This is a genomic window from Sphingomonas sp. IC081, assembly GCF_006874585.1.
In the GTDB taxonomy this organism is placed as follows: domain Bacteria; phylum Pseudomonadota; class Alphaproteobacteria; order Sphingomonadales; family Sphingomonadaceae; genus Novosphingobium.
In genome coordinates, this window is record NZ_CP029761.1 from 2,809,652 (window position 1) to 2,826,844 (window position 17,193).

The window sequence follows — 17,193 nt, forward strand, 5'->3', positions numbered from 1 at the left end:
AGGGTGCGACCCAACCGATTCTTTCGGACACAAGAACACCGATGAACACGCTCAAAGCCGCGATTCTCGCCACTGGTCTCGCCTCCGGCCTTGCCCTCACGCTTGTCGCTTCCGCCGTTCAGGCCCAGCCCGGCTGGGGCTCGCGCTGGGGCGGTGGCTACGGTTCGGGCTGGGGTGGCGGCTGGAACGACCCGCTGATGGGCGGCCCGGCCTCCTCGCCCTATCGCAGCAGCAAGGACCCGCGCGAGGGCCGAGTCGAAGTGAGCCGATTCGCGGCCCAGGGGCCCGAAGTCGCCGAACTGGGCCACGGCACCGTGACCGTCACGTCCGAATCGGGCGACGGCGCGTGGATTTCCGGCCCTGAACGCGCGCGCTACGAGGCCGCGATCATCGACGCCCTCGTCGGCGCCGGCTACGACACCCAGAGCAAGCCCGACAAGGGCGGGCAGGACGTCGAACTCAAGATCTCCCGCCAGGTCCTCTCCCCGGCCGAGGAAAAGCGCAGCCCGGTCAGCGGCTCCGCCGCCATGGGCGTGAGCAACCACGGCTCGGCCTATGGCCTGGCCGTGAACGTCGACCTCACCAAGCCGCGCAGCGCCCTCGTCAGCACCCGGCTCGACACCCGCATCGTCGACAAGGCGAGCGGCAAGGTGCTGTGGGAAGGCTATGCCACCATCGCCACCCGCGAAGGCGACAACGACTGGCCGGACGACCGCATCGCCGGCAAGCTGGCCACTGCGCTCTTCGACGGCTTCCCCAAGGCCGACCCGATCGGCGCATGATTCGCGCATGATTCGGTGGGCCATGGCTCCGCAGTATAAATAGGGTTATCGTCCAGGCACTTGCCCAGCGGAGAGCGTTTCATGACCACGGCCACCCATCCTTCGGCCTCCCTTTCCCGTCGGCGCCGTCTCGCCGCCCCGTTGCTGACGCCGCTGCTGGCGCTTGCAGCACTGGGCGGCTGCGTCGCGCCGGTGGGGCCGGTGGAAGTCACCCGCTTCAGCCTGCCCGACGGCCCCGCGCTCGGCCAGGGCGTGATCCGCATCGAAGCCGGGCCCGGTCAGGACGAGAGCAGTCTCGAATTCCGCGCCTATGCGGCGGCGGTGGGGCAGGAACTGGCGAGGATCGGCTACCGCCAGCCCCTGCCCGGCGAACAGGTTGCCAACGCGCAAGTCGCCGTGGTCACGATCGAGCGGCGCACCCTCAAGCCGGCATCGCAGCGCGGGCCGGTCTCGGTCGGGGTCGGCGGCAATGCCGGCAACTACGGCTCGGGCGTCGGGCTGGGGATCGGCATCGACCTTTCCGGCAAGCCCGCCGACCAGGTCGACACCCGCATGCAGGTGATGATTCGCGACCGAACCGGCGGGCGCACCTTGTGGGAAGGCCGCGCCAGCTTCACCGTCAGCGCCAAGTCGCCGATGGCGCAGACCTCGCTTGGTTCGGCAAAAATGGCCGAAGCGCTGTTCAAGGGCTTTCCGGGCAAGTCGGGCGAAACTATCCTGGTCAAATGACCACCCTCCACATCTCCTCCGCTTTCGATTCCGGCAACATCGAAGTCCTCTCCACCGACGGCGCCACCGCCCGCCTCGCGATCCGGCACGACAAGGATTCCGAGTTCTTCCAGTGGTTCCACTTCCGCGTCAGCGGCACGGACATCGCCGGAGAGGAACTTGTCCTCAAGATCACCGGGCTCAACGGCTCGGCCTATCCGGGCGGCTGGCCGAACTACAACGCCCGCGTCTCGGAAGACCGCCAGTACTGGGCGCTCGCCGCCAGCACCTTCGACGCGGGTGAGGACAACGGCACCCTGACCATCCGCTACGTGCCGGAAACGGACCTTGCCTGGTTCGCCTATTTCGCGCCCTACTCGATGGAGCGCCACCACGACCTGATCGCCGACCTCGCCACCACCGAGGGCGTGACCTACCGCTGCCTCGGCCACACGCTCGACGGCCAGCCGCTTGACTGCGTCGAGATGGGCGAGGGCGAGAAGCAGGTCTGGCTCTACGCCCGCCAGCATCCGGGCGAATCGATGGCCGAATGGTGGATGGAAGGCGCGCTGGAGGTGCTGGCCGATCCCGCCGATTCGGTGGGCCGCGAACTGCGCAAGCGCTGCCGCTTCCACGTCGTGCCCAACATGAACCCGGACGGTTCGGCGCGCGGCCACTTGCGCACCAATGCGGTGGGCGTGAACCTCAACCGCGAATGGGACACGCCAACGGCGGACAAGTCACCCGAAGTGCTGGCCGTGCGCAATGCCATGGACGGGACCGGCGTCGACTTCGCCATGGACGTCCACGGCGACGAGGCGATCCCGGCCGTGTTCATGGCCGGCTTCCAGGGCATCCCCTCGATCAAGGCCGAGCAGCAGGCGGGTTACGACCGTTTCAGCGAGATCCTCGACCGCCGCACCCCCGATTTCCAGCGCAAGCTCGGCTATGCCGTCTCCGCGCCGGGCCGCGCCAACCTGACGATGTCGACCAACCATGTCGCCGAACGCTTCGGCGCGGTGTCGATGACGCTGGAAATGCCGTTCAAGGACCACGACGATGCCGCCGATCCGGCGCAGGCATGGAGCCCGGAACGCTCCGCCCAGCTCGGCCGTGACTGCATGGGCGCCCTGCTCGAATGGCTGGTCGAGCGCGAAGCCAGGTAAGTTCAAGCGTTCTGGCGGGGATGCACGGTCATCCCCGCCTTCGCCCAGGCGGCAACCTTCAAATCCCCGCCCACTGGCGCAGGGCCTCGCGCACCGCGACATTCTCGTCCTGCGACCACTGCGGCGTCACCGCACCGGCGGGTTCCAGTTCCAGCACCGTCTGCAGCAGCATCCAGCCGGAAGCCCAGTCGCCGCGGATCTGGTCGCAGACCGGCGAGGCACCCCAGTCCCGTGCCAGGCGGATCACCGCGCGCTGCTGCGCCGCCGAGGCATCGAGATCGCTGACCACAAACGTCGGGAACGGCAGCGTCTGGCGCGGACAGGCACCGAAGCGCGAAAGCCGCGGATCGGCGCCCGGCAGGTCCATGTTCGGCGGATTGACGGCGACCGCGCCCAGCACCGGGTTCTCCGGCCCGACACTTTCGAACTGCACCCACCAGGCCAGTGCCAGCGCGGCAATATCGTCGGTGACGACCACCACCGGCCGGTCCGCGCGGCGGATCGCGAGATTGAGCTTGTTCACCCAGGTATTGCGATGAGGTTCGTCCCACATGCCCAGTTCGAGCACGCGGCAATGTTCGCTCCACTGCACCCAGCGCTGCATCCAGTGCCCCTCCCGCAAGGGCGCGGCGGGGACGAGCAGGATCAGCGGAACATGGTCTCGGGCATGGGGATAACGATAGTGGGTCATGGGGCTGCTCCAACGAGGGTTGGGAAAAGCGCCGGTCGACTCTGTCTACGTCCCGACGGCCCCACCATAACTCAACCATATTGATTGACAATAGCCCCGCGACCAGATGCGCCGCACGCCTGCCCAACCGAGATGCCGGTTCCCACTCTCCCGCTCAGGGCAAGGTCAAGGTCAGGCGAACGGTTCCGATCAGCGCTGCGGGCGCACCGCGCAGTCCGCCAGGGTGGCACACCAGCTGCAGGTCCGGCTGGACCGTGAGCCAATCGGCCAGACGATCGGAATAGGTCGCCTCCAGGGTATATTCGGACGATGCGGGAGATTGTCCCAGCGCACGCGCCTCCTGCCGGAAGGACCGGCCGGTGCCCGCGTAATGCACGCCGAGCGAGGCCGAACTGCCCGGGCGCGCGGCGAGCACCGGCGCCCGGAACAGGCCCGCACTGGTGCTCCAGGCAAACGGCGTTGTCCCCCCACGCGAAAATCCGGCCCGCACGAAGGCCTGGAACGCACTTTCCCCGGCGCCCGGCAACTGGAATTCGCCCTGCACATAAGCGCCGCGGGCATGACGGCGCTGCGGGTCCGGGTCGGCGGGATCGCTGTAATAGGCCTCGCGCGCCCTGGTATAGGCCCAAAGGCCGAGGGAAAGGCGCGCATGCTGCCGCCCCAGCCCGCCCTCGCCGATCAGCAGCAGTCCGTCGTGGAAGCCGAAATCGACGCCGCCCGGATCGCCGAGGGTCGCGGCATGGGCGTTGAAGGCCGCCACCCGGACGTAGCTTTCCCCCTCCCCCAGCCGCAGGTTCGCCCGCACGGCCAGCGCGCTGGAGGGAAAGATCGACGGCCCGTTGCGACCGGTTGCCGCCAGTTCGGTGCCGATGCCGAACGGCGGCCCCAGCAGCAGCCCTGCCGATTCGAGCGCGTAGAACTCGCTGTTGAGATCATAGAGCCCCACCAGCAGAGCCCCTTGCGAACCGATGTCCTGCTCGGCCCAGGCTTCGAACAAGCGCACGCCCGCCTTGCCGACCTCGATGTTGTTCACCCCTTCCAGCGACCCGGCCGCCGTGTTGGGATGGGCGCCATTGTTGACCAGCACGTAGCCATGCGCGCGGGCGCCATGCCAGCCGACCAGTGCATCGAGGTCGGCTTCGGCGACAAGGTCGAGATTGTCGAGATAGCGCAGCTTGCGGTCCGCCCCGCCGCGTATCGGCTGGGCAAGATCGGCGGTATAGACCACCTCTGCCTGGACCGGCGCCTCGGCGCTCGCCGCCGGCGGCAGCACCAGTTCCAATGCCGATGCCGATGCCAATGCCCATACCGATGCCATCCCGCAGGCTGACCTGCGCCGCCCCCGCGGCATGATCACGCCGCGCGCCAGGCGACGACTTCCTGGCCCGCTTGCCCGCCCCTCCCCTGCCCGATCGCCCGGACGCCGCCTTCCCGTGCCTGACCGCCGCCCCGCGCAAAAGTCAGCGCGGCCAGCTTGCGCGCGACATCCTCGGTGGCGACCACCACCTGCCGGGTGGCCGCGGTCACCTGCTCGGCCAGCGCGGCGTTGGAATGGGTGATCTGCTCGAGCGAGGTCGTCGACCCGTCGATCTGCTGGAGCATCGCGGACTGCTCGCCCGCACCGGCGCTCAGCTTGTCCATGAGTTCGGAGATCCCCCCCATGCGGCCGATGATCGCCTCCAGCACCTGCCCTGCCTCGCGCACCAGCAATACCCCGTTTTCGACTTCGCCGGTGGATGCCGAAATCAGGTTCTTGATGTCGTTGGCGGCATCGGCCGAACGCTGCGCCAGCGCGCGCACTTCGGTGGCGACCACCGCAAAGCCCTTGCCCGCTTCCCCGGCCCTGGCGGCCTCGACGCCGGCATTGAGCGCCAGCAGGTTGGTCTGGAAGGAAATGCCGTCGATGACGGCGATGATCTGGCCGATCTCGCGCGAGGAGGATTCGATGCGGTCCATCGCCTCGATGGCGTCGCGGATCACCTGCCCCCCGCGCGAGACCTCGCCGCCGATCTCGTTCACCTCGCTTTGCGCCGAGGCGGCGGTGTGCGCGGCCTCGATGACCCGCCCGGTGACGCTGGAAATGGCCCCCGAGATCGACTGCACCGACATCGATTGCTGCTCGTTGCGGTTCGACAGATCGCCGACCGAAGCGGCGATCTCGCGGCTGGTGTTGAGCGTTTCGCCATTGGCTTCGGTGACCTGGCTGAACACGCGGGAGAGGTCCTCCGCCGCCCGGTTGAAGTCGCTGCGCAGGCTGCCGAAGGCGCCGCCGAGATCCTGTTCGAGACGCTTGGTGAGATCGCCTTCCGCCAGCCGTGCCAGCGCATCGCCCAGGGTGGAGACGATCGCCTGTTCCTGCTCGGCGCGCTCGGCTTCGGCGCGCAGCAGACGGTCGCGCAAGTCTTCGGCCGAACGGGCAAGGATACCGATCTCGCTGCGGGCTTCGGTATAAGGCACCAGGACCGCGTAGTCGCCGCGGCTGAGCTGGGCGACGGCCTCGCCCACCGCGATCACCGGGACGATCGCGTCACCGCGGATCCGGCGCCAGACCGCATAGAGCACCGCCATGATGGAAACGAGGCAGACCAGCCCGACGATCTGGTTGAACAGGATCGCCGCCGCCGCCTGCTCGCGCGTGGCCTCGACATGGGCCTCGACCTGGTCGGACACTTTGGCAAGGCTGCCCTCGAGCGTCTCGAAAGTGCGGTGGAAGCGCTCGACATCGCCGTCGTTGACGGGTTCTCCGGCCTGGAGGCGCCGGGTTATCTCGGTGGCGGTCTCAAGGTAGACACGCACATCCTCGGTCACCGCCATGGCCGCCTCGTGCACGTCCGGCGCCCCTTCGAAGGCCTGGTCCCTGGCGATCAGCTTGCGGAACTCGGCCACGGTATCCAGCGTGTCCTGTCCGGCCCCCCGCCCATCCACGGCGCCGACACTGCGCGCGGCGAGCTGGGCCATGACGCCGCTGTTGATGGCATCATGGTCCATGTCCGCTTCCATGTGGTTGCGCAGCAGCCCGGTGGCTTTCTGGACTTCGTCCAGCGAAGCGTCGACGCGCGAGGCGCTGAACCAGCCGACCCCCGCCCAGATCACCGCCGCCGCGACCAATACGCCGAAACCGATGGCGCACCTGTGGAGAATGCTTGCGCTGCGATCGTCCACGGATTGGATACTCCCCTTGGCCCGCCGCGCCACGGCGCGCGGCAACGACCCCGTGCTCGCGGTAATGCACTTACGGGAGTAACCATCTCGATGAGAGCGAACTCGGGGAAATCAGCTAGGTCGTAAACTCATGAATGCCGCCGCCGACACCGGAATTACAGCAGGTTGGCAGGGCCGAATGCGTGCGGCAGCAGCTGCGACAGCCGCATTTCCACCGGACCGTCCCGGCCGTCGCACCAGACCAGCGGGTCGCTGCCGCCGATCTGCGCGATCTCGTTGAGCACCTGGCGGCACCGGCCGCAGGGGCTGACCACGTCGCCCTCGCCCGGCGCGCCGGGAGCGCCGCCGGTCACCGCAACGGCTTCCAGCCTGCCCTTGTCCCCCGCCCGGTCGCCCGAGGAGAGGATCCCCGCCACCGCCACCGTTTCCGCGCAGAGCGAGAGGCCGTAGCTGGCATTCTCGACATTGGCGCCGGTCACCACCGAGCCGTCGGCCATCAGCAGCGCGGCGCCGACGTGGAACTTCGAATAAGGCGCATAGGCGCGGGCAGCGGCCTCGCGCGCGGCGGCAAGCAGCGCATCGCGCTGGTCGGTCGTGAACGTCATGGTCATGGCTGCACCACTACCCAGCGCAGGCCCCCTTGCGCAATCTCGTTGGCGGCCGACTGGTTGGCCGTCCACATCGTCCAGGGCCGCCCGGCATAATCGGGCTCCATCCGGTCCCCCACCAGCCACAGCTTGCGGTCGAACTTGGCCGCCACCCGGTAGCGCGACTGGAAGGCCGGGCTGATCTTGAGGATCACCGCCTTGCCGGTATGGGTCTCGATCTGGTTGATGAAGGTCATCAGCTCGCTCTCGACCCTGGCCTCGGACACCGGCGAGGCACAGTTGTCGGCCAGCATGTCAAGATCGATGGCCGGCGGCAGCAGGCGCGAATCGCGCGGCACCGTGGTGACGAAATTGGCCGACTGCGCCTGCGCCGGCTGACAGGGATCATAGCGATGGACTGCGCCAACCTGCACGCCTGCGCTGCGCGCTTCGGCAAAATTGCTGACGAAGCGGGGATCGCGCGCAAAGGCGCTGGCGCTGGCATCGACATAAGCGAAGTCGACGCCGATGGCCTTGAGCGACTTCCAGTCGAACTGGCCGTCCGCCGCCCCCACTTCCACGCCCTGCACCGGGAACGCCTGGCGCGAGGGCTGCCAGTGGCGCACCGTCCACCAGCCCCAGCAGCCGGCAACGATGCCGATCAGCAGCAAGGCCGCCAGCCCTTGCCACAGCAAACGTTTGCGCAAAATCGCGCCCGGTCCAGTCCTTGCCATCGTGAAGCCCCCTTCAGCCCCGGATATGCAGGACGCAGATCAGCGTGAAAAGCCTGCGCGCGGTCGGGAAGTCGGTTTCAACCTTGCCGTCGAGGCGTTCGAGCAGCAGTTCGGCCGCATTGTTGTGGATAGCGCGGCGGGCCATGTCGATCGTCTCGATCTCCTGCGCGGAGGCCTTGCGAATCGCCTGGTAGTAGCTTTCGCAAATCGCGAAGTACTCGCGCACCGGACGGCGGAAGCGGGCAAGCCCCAGCACCATCGTCTCGATCGGATCGCCGCCTTCGCTGCCGATGTCGAGCGACAGCCGCCCGTCGCGCACCGACAGGCGCAGGCGATAAGGCCCCTCGTGCCCGGCCTCGAAGGCGCGCACGGGCCTGAAGACATTGTCCTCGATGAGGTCGAATATCGCGATGCGCCGTTCCTGCTCGATATCGGCGTTGCGCCACAGGATGGTCGCCTCGTCGAGTTCGATATGCGAGATTCGCGGATCGGCCATGGTCTGAGCGCCTTTACGCGGTTGCGGCATGAGCGGGCAAGTGCAGCCGGCACGTAGTCCCGCATAAAGACACGGTTGCGATACAGTGTTGCCGGCAGGCCTCATGTCGCCGCCGATGCCCAGGCGCGGCAGGGAGCCGGGACAGCGGGAGCAAGCCGCAGGATTATCCACCGGCCATCAACAGGCTGTGCATACAAATGCTCCACAGGCGTGCTTGCCGCTCACCCCGCTCTTGGGGCATTGTCCGGTCCCTCATGTCAGACGAAGCCCTCATCACCCGCGAGCCTGCGGCCGAAGCCCGCAGCCTGCCCTCGAACGTCGAGGCGGAAGCCGCGTTCCTGGGCGCCGTGCTCATCGACAACCGCGTGATCGAGGAGCTTCCGACACAGCTCTCGCCCACGCACTTCTTCGAACCCGTCCACGCCCGCATCTACGAGCGCATCCTCCAGCTGCTCGACCGCAAGGCGGTGGTCACCCCGGTTACCCTGCGCCCCTATTTCGAGGCGGACGAACAGCTCAAGGCGCTGGGCGGCGTCTCCTACCTCGCCCGCCTGACCGCCGACGGCCAGGGCCTGCTCGCCCCGCGCGAACTCGCCGCCCAGATCTACGACCTCGCCCTGCTGCGCGAACTGATCTCGGTGGGCCGCAATCTCGTGGCCGAAGCCATGGACACCTCCGAATCGGTGGAGCCGATGGAGCAGGTGGAACGCGCCGAAGCCGCGCTCTACAAAGTGGCCGAAGGTGCCTCCACCGCGAACGAGGCCAAGAGCTTCGCCGCCGCCACCCGCACCGCCATCGGCGCCATCGAGAAGGCGTTCAATTCGGGCGGCCACATCTCGGGCAAGACCACCGGCCTCAATTCGGTGAACAACAAGATCGGCGGCCTTCACGATTCCGACTTGATCATCCTTGCCGGCCGTCCGGGCATGGGCAAGACCTCGCTCGTCACCAACATCGCCTTCAACGCCTCCGACCGGCTGCAGCGCGATCTGGCGGACGGCATCCCGGTCGAAAAGTCGGTCGGCGCGGCGACTGCCTTCTTCAGCCTCGAAATGAGCGCCGACCAGCTGGCCACGCGTATCCTGGCCGAACAGTCGGGCATCAGTTCCGAAGCGCTGCGCATGGGCAAGATCAGCCGCGAGGACTTCCAGCAGCTGTCCTTCGCCAGCCAGCGCCTCGCCGAACTGCCGCTGTTCATCGACGATACCCCCGGCCTCACCATCGCCGGCCTGCGCACCCGCGCCCGCCGCCTGAAGCGCCGCCACAACATCGGCCTCGTCATCATCGACTACCTGCAGCTGCTGCAGGGCTCCGGCCGCGCCACCGACAACCGCGTGAACGAAATCTCCGAGATTTCGCGTGGTCTGAAGACGCTCGCCAAGGAACTGCACGTTCCGGTGATCGCGCTCTCGCAGCTCTCCCGTGCGGTGGAATCGCGCGAGGACAAGCGCCCGATGCTCTCCGACCTTCGCGAATCGGGCTCGATCGAGCAGGACGCGGACATGGTCTGGTTCGTGTTCCGCGAAGACTACTACGTGAAGGCCACAGAGCCGAAGTTCCCCAGCGACACCGACACCCCCGACGTGCGCGACAAGTGGGAAACATGGCGCGCGAAGATGGAAGAAGTGACCGGCCTTTCGGAACTCATCATCGCCAAGCAGCGTCACGGCGCCACCGGCAAGGTCCGCATGCGCTTCGAAGCGCGGATCACGAAGTTCTCGGATCTCGCCGACGACGATATGCGTGGGGCTTTCGAGAGCGATTGAGCGGATTAGGAAAGAGGACGTCCTGGGGGATGATCCCCCAGACCCTCGGAATGTCTGCGTCGTGCCCTGCCTATCCGCAGTGCGCTCCTTGCGGCGCAGCCTATAAGTCTCCCGGCGCAGCCATGGGCGCGCAACGCGGTTGGTCCGCGTGACCTAGACGGTATTGGGGGTGCAGGGGGGCTATGCTCCCCTGCTTTAATCCTTCCCTACTTCAAGCCACGACAACAACCGCCACCGCCGCCCTGCCCCGCATCATCAGCGTATAGCTGCCCAGCGCCGCCGCCACGCCGACGAACCACGCATACGTGTAGATCCCCGAGAACAGCGCCCCCGCCTCGCCGAACACGCCCGGCGCGGCGACCGAGAGGAAGCCCGGCACATTGGGCGCGATACCCAGCACCAGCGCGATCAGCGCGCGCGGGTTCCAGCCCTTGCGGTAGGTGTAGGGGCCCTGTTCAAGGTAGAGCCCGTCCACGTCCAGCCGCGCATCGCGCAGCAGCCAGTAGTCGGCGATCAGGATACCGGTGATCGGGCCCAGCAGCGCGCCGTAGCCGGTCAGCCAGGTGAAGATGTAGCCCTGCGTGCTCGCCATGATCTTCCACGGCATCATGACAAGGCCGATGGTCGCGGTGATCAGCGCCCCGGTGCGGTAGCTGATCTTCGAGGGTTTCAGCGAAGCGAAGTCGAACGCCGAGCAGACCAGATTGGCGGCGATGTTGCACGATACCGTGTCCACCGCGATCACGATCAGCCCCAGCAGCACGAAGGGCCCCGACAGTGTTCCGGCCAGTTCCACCGGATCCCAGATCGCGCGGCCGTGGATGACCACCGTGGCCGAAGTGGTGATCACGCTCAGCAGTGCAATCAGCCCCATCGTCGGCGGCAGTCCCAGCGCCTGCCCCAGCATCTGGTCGCGCTGGCTATGCGCAAAGCGGGTGAAGTCCGCGATATTGAGCGCCAGCGTACCCCAGAAACCGACCATGGCGGTAATTGCAGGCAGCCAGACCGCCCAGAACTGCCCTTCCCTTGCCCCGCCGGGACCAAAGGCCGAAGGCGCCGAGAAGATCGGCCCGACACCGCCCGCCGCATCCACCGCCCACCAGACAAGGCCGAGGCAAGCGATGAGCTTGGCGGGCGCGGTCCAGGTCTCCAGCTTGCGGATCGTCGTCAGGCCCTTGCGCACGAAAAACAGCTGCACGCCCCAGAATACGAGGAAGGCGAGCAACTGGCCGATGCCGATCCCGAAGAACGGCAGCGCCGCGCCGCGCAGGTCCGCGCCGAGGAAGATGCCAAGCAGTGTCAGCAGCGCCTCGCCGCCGATCCAGGTCTGGATGCCGTACCAGCCGCAGGCGACCAGCGCGCGGGCCATGGCGGGCAGGCGCGCGCCCACCGTGCCGAACGAGGCGCGTGCGAGCACCGCGAAAGGCACGCCGTAGCGCGCGCCGGAATGGCCGATCAGCAGCATCGGCACGAGAATGATCAGGTTGCCCAGCAGCACCGTGGCGATCGCCTGCAAGGCCGACATGCCCTGGTCGATCAGCCCGGCGCAGAGCATCCAGCTCGGCACGGCAACGACCATGCCCACCCACAGCGCCGCGAAGTGCCACCAGCGCCAGTTGCGCTGCGCCTCGCTCGTCGGCGCGAGATCCGCATTCCAGAGCGCGCCTTCACCATCCACCATCTGCCGCGTCCCCCGATGCCTGAGCGGCCCACGATGCCGCAGTGCAGCAAAGTGTCAAGCGGCGGTTGCGTGATGGTCGTCAGCCGATCAGCGCCTCGCGGAAACGGGCGAGACGCGAAACCGCCTCGTCCAGCACATCCAGCGGCTTGGTGAAGCAGAAGCGCACCAGATGCCCGGGCGCGGCATCCCCTTGATAGAGCGCCGAGACAGGCACGCTCGCCACCCCGGCTTCGGTCACCGCGCGCGCGCTGAATTCGCGGTCGCACAGGGAAATGCCCGAGGCTGTGAGATCGACATTGAGGAACCACGTCGCCGCATTGGACAGCACGACAAAGCCCGCCTCGGTCAGCCCCGCCTTCAGCCGTCCGCGCGCGGCGGCCCATGCGGCGCGCTGGCCGTCCAGCACCGCATCGGGCAGCGCCAGCCCCTCCGCCACCGCCCATTGCAGCGGCACCGCGGTGGCATAAGTCAGGAACTGGTGCGCGCGCGCAATCGCCGTCGCCAGATCGCCCGCCGCGATCATCCAGCCGATCTTCCAGCCGGTGAGACCAAAGATCTTGCCCGCCGAACCGATCTTCACCGTTCGCTCGGCCATGCCGGGAAAGGCCATCAACGAGCGGTGGGCTAGGCTGTCGAAACGCACATCCTCCCAGACTTCGTCGCAGATCGCGATCAGGTCATGCGCCGTGCAGGCCTGCGCGATCGCGGCCAGTTCCTCGTGACTGGCGACCGTGCCCGCCGGATTGAGCGGGTCGTTGAGCATCACCACCCGCGTGCGCGGCGTTATCGCTGCCTCCAGCGCCTCGGCCGGATAACGGAAATGCGGCGGCGAAAGCGGAATCGAGACCGGCGTTCCGCCCGCCCGGACCACCAGCGGCGCATAGGCATCGTAAGCGGGCTGGAACAGGATCACCTCGTCGCCCGGCTTTACGAAAGCGAAGACGGCGGCGGCCAATGCCTCGGTCGCGCCGGAAGTCACCGTCACCTGCCCAGGTGCCAGCGCGACCCCCTGTCGCCGCGCGTAATAACCGCAGATCGCCTCGCGCAGTTCGATCAGGCCCGCGCCGGGCGGATACTGGTTCGATCTTTCGTGCAAGGCCCGGCTCGCAGCCTCGATCAGCGCGGGCACCGGCGGCCCGTCGGGAAAGCCCTGCCCCAGATTGATCGCGCCATGCTCGCGCGCCAGTGCCGACATGCGGTCGAACACGGTGCGCTCCATTTGCGCATAGACCGGGTGGATACGGCCAGCTGTCTTCATGCCCGGTACGGCTCCTTGTGCGCCCGTGGTCAAGCCCGGCGCGGCTGTTTCGTGATCTGCATGGGCCGATGCGCTCGCTGTCGAGAAGCGGGCCCGCTCGCCACCTACCTCGGACAAACCACAAGGGAGAGCAAGAGACGTGTCCTACGAGCTGAACCGCAAGCTCGCCGCGCCGCGCGGCCCCCTGCCGACAAGCGCCAGTATCGATGCGGTCACCGCCGACATCATTCGCGGCGCCTTCGAGACGGTCTGTTTCGAGGCTGCGACTTATCTGGGCCGCGCCGCCTCCAGCCCGATCATCAACCAGTCGAACGAGCGCAATGCCGCCATCGTCGATGCCCACGGCCGCCTTGCCATGGGCGCGGTGGGCACGCCGCACCTGACGTTCGTCAACCAGATGGAGACGCGCTGGGGGCTGATGAACCAGGAGCGCTACGACTGGGGACCGGGCGACGTCTTCCTGGGCAACGATCCCGATCACGGCGGCGGCCACCTGCCCGATTACTGCATCTACGGCCCGGTCTATGACGACAAGGGCGAGCTGATCTGCATCCAGACGCTGCAGGCGCATCAGGGCGATACCGGCGGCAAGGACCCGGGCGGCTTCTCGCTCGATGCCACCGACGTCTTTACCGAGGGGGTGATCTACCCCTGCCTCAAGCTGGTCCACCGGGGAACCTTGCGCCGCGACGTGTTCGACATGGTGGTGCGCAACAACCGCTTCGCCACGTTCGCGGGCGACATCGCCGCGATGATCGGCGGCGTCCAGCACGCGGTGCGCATGCTGGAGCAGCTGCTCGGCAAGTGGGGCGGGGAGACGATCAAGGCGGCGATCAACCACTCGATCGCGCACACCACCCGGCGCGTGCGCGAGGAAGTGGCGAAGTGGCCCGATGGATGCCACGAGGCGACCGTGTGGATCGACCACGACACGGCAGGAACCAAGGACATCAAGGTCCACGTCGCCTGCACCATCGCCGGCGACCAGCTGACCGTCGATCTTGCCGGCACCGACGAGCGGCAGGACCTCGTCGGCGTGTGGAACACCTTCGCCAATTCGCGCAGCTACGTGATGTGCCAGGTGGTTGCGGCGATGGACCCGACGATCGTCAAGAACGAGGGCTTCTTCGACGCAGTCGAGATCCGGATTCCCGAAGGCTGCATTGCCCAGCCGCCGCCCAACAAGCCCGCGGCGTTGGGCTCGTTCCACCCGGCCTGCGAGATCACCGAGGCGGTCTGCATCGCCCTCTCCAACGTGGCGCCCGAACGATCGCAGCCGCAGCTCTACAAGATCGGCATGCCCAACATGGTCATGGGCTTCGACGAGAACGGCATGATGTGGATGGACCAGGGTGTCGACTGCCGCTCGATGGACGTCTCGGCGGTGCAGGGCCTCGATGGCTGGGGCTCCTGCCCGTCGGCGCTCGGCAGCCTGATCCTCTCCGAGGCGGAAGATGCGGAAAGCCGCTTCCCGATCCTCAACCTGAGCCGCGAGATGACCACCGATGGCGGCGGCGCCGGCCAGTGGCGCGGCTCTCCGGGCTCGCTCAACGTCAAGCAGGTGCTGCGGCCGACGTCGGCGATGGCCTGGATGGTCTCGGCCGAGCACCCCTTGCGCGGCCTGTGCGGCGGGGACGATGCGATCCCCTATGCCAACCGCTTCGAGGTCGGCTCGCCCGGCGAGCGCGCCATCCTCCACACCGCGCAGGACCTGCTGCCGCAAGGCGCGGTGATCGCCTACCAGCACGGCGGCGGCGCCGGGTTCGGCCCGCCGCTGCGGCGCGATCCCGAAGCGGTGAAGGAGGACGTGCTCGACGAATACGTCAGCCTTGCCGCGGCGCGCGCCAAGTACGGCGTGGTGCTGACCGGCAGCCTTGAAGACTATTCGCTGGCGGTGGACCACGCCGCCACCGAGGCGCTCAGGGCCGAGATGGCCAGCATGGCCGAGGCCGCGGAATAACCAGAACATCGAGGCCGCCCCCTTCCCCGGCAGGGGAGCGGCCCGGAGAGGACGTTTCATGCAATACAGGGTCGGCATCGACATCGGCGGCACTTTCACCGACTTCGCGCTCCTCAAGGGCACGCAAGTGGTGCTCCACAAGAACCTCTCCACCCCGCAGGACCGCTCGCTGGGGGTGATGGAGGGCCTTGGCCTGCTGGCCGCGAAGGAGGGCCTGCCGCTCGGTGAGTTCCTCGGCCGCTGCGAGGCGATCGTCCACGGCACCACCGTTGCCGACAACACCCTGATCGAGATGAACGGCGCCCTCACCGGCCTCATCACCACCGAGGGGTTCCGCGACGAGATCGAATACCGCCGCGGCTACAAGGAGGACATCTGGGACGTCCGCCTGGAAGCGCCGCAGCAGATCACCCCGCGCCGCCGCCGCCTGACCGTGCCCGAACGGGTGCTCCACGACGGCGCGGTCCACAAGCCGCTCGACGAGGCGGCGCTGCGCGAGGCCTGCCGCAAGCTCAGGCTGCAGAACGTGGAATCGGTGGCGATCTCGTTCCTGTTCTCCTTCGCCAATCCCGAGCACGAACGCCGCGCCAAGGAGATCGTCCAGCAGGAAATCCGGAACGCCCACGTCTCGGCCAGCCACGAAGTCCTGCCCCGCGCGCCGGAGTACGACCGCACCTCGACCACGGTGGTCAACGCCTATGTCGCCCCGCGCGTCAACGGCTACCTCGAAAAGCTGGTGCAGCGGCTCGGCGAGGGCGGTTATCCGGGCCAGCTCATGGTCATGCAGGCCTCCGGCGGCGTCATGACCCGGGACTACATCGAAGGCGCCCCGATCCGCGTGCTGGCCTCCGGCCCGGCCGGCGGGGTCGTCGGTTCCGCCCATGCGGGCCGCGCCAAGGGCTGCCCGGACCTGCTCTGCGTCGACATGGGCGGCACCAGCTACGACATGGCGCTGGTGCTGAACGGAGAGGCCCCGGCCGAGGCGGGCTGGAACATGCACCACCGCTACCTCGTCGGCGTGCCGATGGTGAAAGTGGAGACACTGGGCGCGGGCGGCGGCTCGATCTGCCACGTCAACCAGGGCGCGCTGGAAGTCGGCCCGCGCTCGGCGGGGTCCGAGCCCGGCCCGATCTGCTACGGACGCGGCGGCACCCAGCCCACGGTGACCGATGCGCTGGTCATGCTGGGCATTCTCTCCACCGAGGAAGGCTTCGCCGGCGGCAGCTTCCGCCTGACGCGCGACGGCGTGGAGGAAGCCTTCGGCCGGATCGCGCAGGACCTTGGCCACGAGGATGCGGAACGCGCCGCCTTCGACTGCTGGCGCGTGGTCAATGCCCACATGAGCCAGGGCGTGCGCCGCACCACGGCGGGCAAGGGTATCGACCCCAAGGACCTCGTCATGCTGGCCTATGGCGGCAATGGCCCCGCCTTCGCCGCGATCCAGGCCGAGGACCTCGGCATCACCCGCGTGCTGGTGCCCAAGGCCTCGCCGACCTTTTCGGCGCTCGGCACTCTGGTGGCGAACCCGACCATCGACGAGGAACGCTCCTACATCGCCTCGGCCGCCGCGCTCGACCTGGCGCGCATCCGCAAGCTGTGGACCGAACTGTCGGATCGTGCCGCCCGCTTCTTCACCGCCGCCCGCTTCCACGCTGAGGACATCCGCGCCGATTACCGGCTCAACATGCGCTATCCGGGGCAGAACTTCTCGCTCTCGTTCGATTTTGCCGCGGATGCCCCGCTGGGCGACCTCGGCTTCATCGACGAGACCTTTGCGGCGCGCGCCTGCGAACTGTTCAACGCCCGCCACATGGCCGAATATGGCCATGTCCGCGAGCATGAAGTGCCGGAAATCTCGGGCCTGCGCCTCGCCGCCCATGTCGAGACCCCCTCACCGGCTGCCGGCGGCACCTTCGTGCCCGGCGGCCCGGCTCCCCGGCCCATCCGCCACCGCCGCGCCAATCTCGGCGAGGGCTTTGCGCCGGTGCCGGTCTATCGCGGCACCGACCTCGCCCCAGGCATGGAAATACCCTCCCCCGCGATCGTCGAGGAGAGCTTCACCACGATCGTCGTCTACCCCGGCTGGACCGCGCAAGTGGACAGCGCGGGCGATTACCAGCTGGTTCGATCCGCCTGAAAGGGGCGGCGGCGCATGCGCTGTCGCTTCTTGGCCGCTTTGCGACTACAGTGAATGCCTCTGCT

At 67.8% G+C, this 17,193-nt stretch carries 14 protein-coding genes; 6 read left to right on the forward strand and 8 right to left on the reverse strand.

Features of this window, described 5'->3' with window-relative positions; all coding sequences use genetic code 11:
* Window positions 1–41 precede the first annotated feature (41 nt).
* The 3 genes from DM450_RS13350 (at window position 42) to DM450_RS13360 (ending at window position 2,656) form a co-directional block, all read left to right on the forward strand.
* Window positions 42–782 (forward strand): DUF4136 domain-containing protein, encoded by a 741-nt coding sequence (locus tag DM450_RS13350; protein WP_142635557.1) that lies wholly within the window; start codon window positions 42–44, stop codon window positions 780–782.
* An 81-nt stretch (window positions 783–863) separates the two neighbouring features.
* A complete protein-coding gene (locus tag DM450_RS13355; protein ID WP_142635559.1) occupies window positions 864–1,511 on the forward strand; it encodes a DUF4136 domain-containing protein in 648 nt (215 codons plus the stop codon).
* Complete coding sequence (locus tag DM450_RS13360) at window positions 1,508–2,656, forward strand: carboxypeptidase family protein (RefSeq protein ID WP_142635561.1); 1,149 nt, start codon at window positions 1,508–1,510, stop codon at window positions 2,654–2,656. The genes DM450_RS13355 and DM450_RS13360 overlap by 4 nt, the downstream gene beginning before the upstream one ends.
* Before the next feature lie 58 nt (window positions 2,657–2,714).
* Here the strand turns inward: DM450_RS13360 and DM450_RS13365 are convergent, their stop codons facing one another.
* The 6 genes from DM450_RS13365 to DM450_RS13390 form a co-directional block, all read right to left on the reverse strand.
* Window positions 2,715–3,347 carry an RBBP9/YdeN family alpha/beta hydrolase gene (locus tag DM450_RS13365; RefSeq protein WP_142635563.1) on the reverse strand — a complete coding sequence of 211 codons (633 nt, stop codon included), beginning with the start codon at window positions 3,345–3,347 and terminating at the stop codon, window positions 2,715–2,717.
* A gap of 154 nt (window positions 3,348–3,501) precedes the next feature.
* Window positions 3,502–4,665, reverse strand: a complete 1,164-nt coding sequence (locus DM450_RS13370) for a carbohydrate porin (protein ID WP_185928609.1) — start codon at window positions 4,663–4,665, stop codon at window positions 3,502–3,504.
* Window positions 4,666–4,700: 35 nt separating this feature from the next.
* Window positions 4,701–6,509 (reverse strand): methyl-accepting chemotaxis protein, encoded by a 1,809-nt coding sequence (locus DM450_RS13375; RefSeq protein WP_142635567.1) that lies wholly within the window; start codon window positions 6,507–6,509, stop codon window positions 4,701–4,703.
* Between the two features lie 155 nt (window positions 6,510–6,664).
* Window positions 6,665–7,120 (reverse strand): cytidine deaminase, encoded by a 456-nt coding sequence (locus tag DM450_RS13380; RefSeq protein ID WP_242526033.1) that lies wholly within the window; start codon window positions 7,118–7,120, stop codon window positions 6,665–6,667.
* Window positions 7,117–7,830: a glycoside hydrolase family 25 protein gene (locus tag DM450_RS13385; protein WP_142635569.1), complete on the reverse strand. Its 714-nt coding sequence runs from the start codon at window positions 7,828–7,830 to the stop codon at window positions 7,117–7,119. Before DM450_RS13385 ends, DM450_RS13380 begins: the two co-directional genes overlap by 4 nt.
* Window positions 7,831–7,843: 13 nt before the next feature.
* Window positions 7,844–8,326 carry a UPF0262 family protein gene (locus DM450_RS13390; protein ID WP_142635571.1) on the reverse strand — a complete coding sequence of 161 codons (483 nt, stop codon included), beginning with the start codon at window positions 8,324–8,326 and terminating at the stop codon, window positions 7,844–7,846.
* A 254-nt stretch (window positions 8,327–8,580) separates the two neighbouring features.
* Between DM450_RS13390 and DM450_RS13395 the strand changes: the two genes are divergently transcribed.
* Window positions 8,581–10,092 (forward strand): replicative DNA helicase, encoded by a 1,512-nt coding sequence (locus DM450_RS13395; RefSeq protein WP_142635573.1) that lies wholly within the window; start codon window positions 8,581–8,583, stop codon window positions 10,090–10,092.
* Between the two features lie 211 nt (window positions 10,093–10,303).
* Here the strand turns inward: DM450_RS13395 and DM450_RS13400 are convergent, their stop codons facing one another.
* Window positions 10,304–11,773 (reverse strand): NCS1 family nucleobase:cation symporter-1, encoded by a 1,470-nt coding sequence (locus DM450_RS13400; protein WP_142635575.1) that lies wholly within the window; start codon window positions 11,771–11,773, stop codon window positions 10,304–10,306.
* A gap of 79 nt (window positions 11,774–11,852) precedes the next feature.
* A complete protein-coding gene (locus DM450_RS13405) occupies window positions 11,853–13,031 on the reverse strand; it encodes an aminotransferase (protein WP_142635577.1) in 1,179 nt (392 codons plus the stop codon).
* Between the two features lie 139 nt (window positions 13,032–13,170).
* Between DM450_RS13405 and DM450_RS13410 the strand changes: the two genes are divergently transcribed.
* Together DM450_RS13410 and DM450_RS13415 are read left to right on the forward strand one after the other, a co-directional pair.
* Entirely contained in the window at window positions 13,171–14,991 is a 1,821-nt protein-coding gene (locus DM450_RS13410) for a hydantoinase B/oxoprolinase family protein (RefSeq protein WP_142635579.1), read from the forward strand.
* A 58-nt stretch (window positions 14,992–15,049) separates the two neighbouring features.
* The gene (locus DM450_RS13415; RefSeq protein WP_142635581.1) at window positions 15,050–17,128 is read left to right on the forward strand and encodes a hydantoinase/oxoprolinase family protein; all 2,079 of its coding nucleotides are present in this window, start codon (window positions 15,050–15,052) and stop codon (window positions 17,126–17,128) included.
* Window positions 17,129–17,193 lie beyond the last annotated feature (65 nt).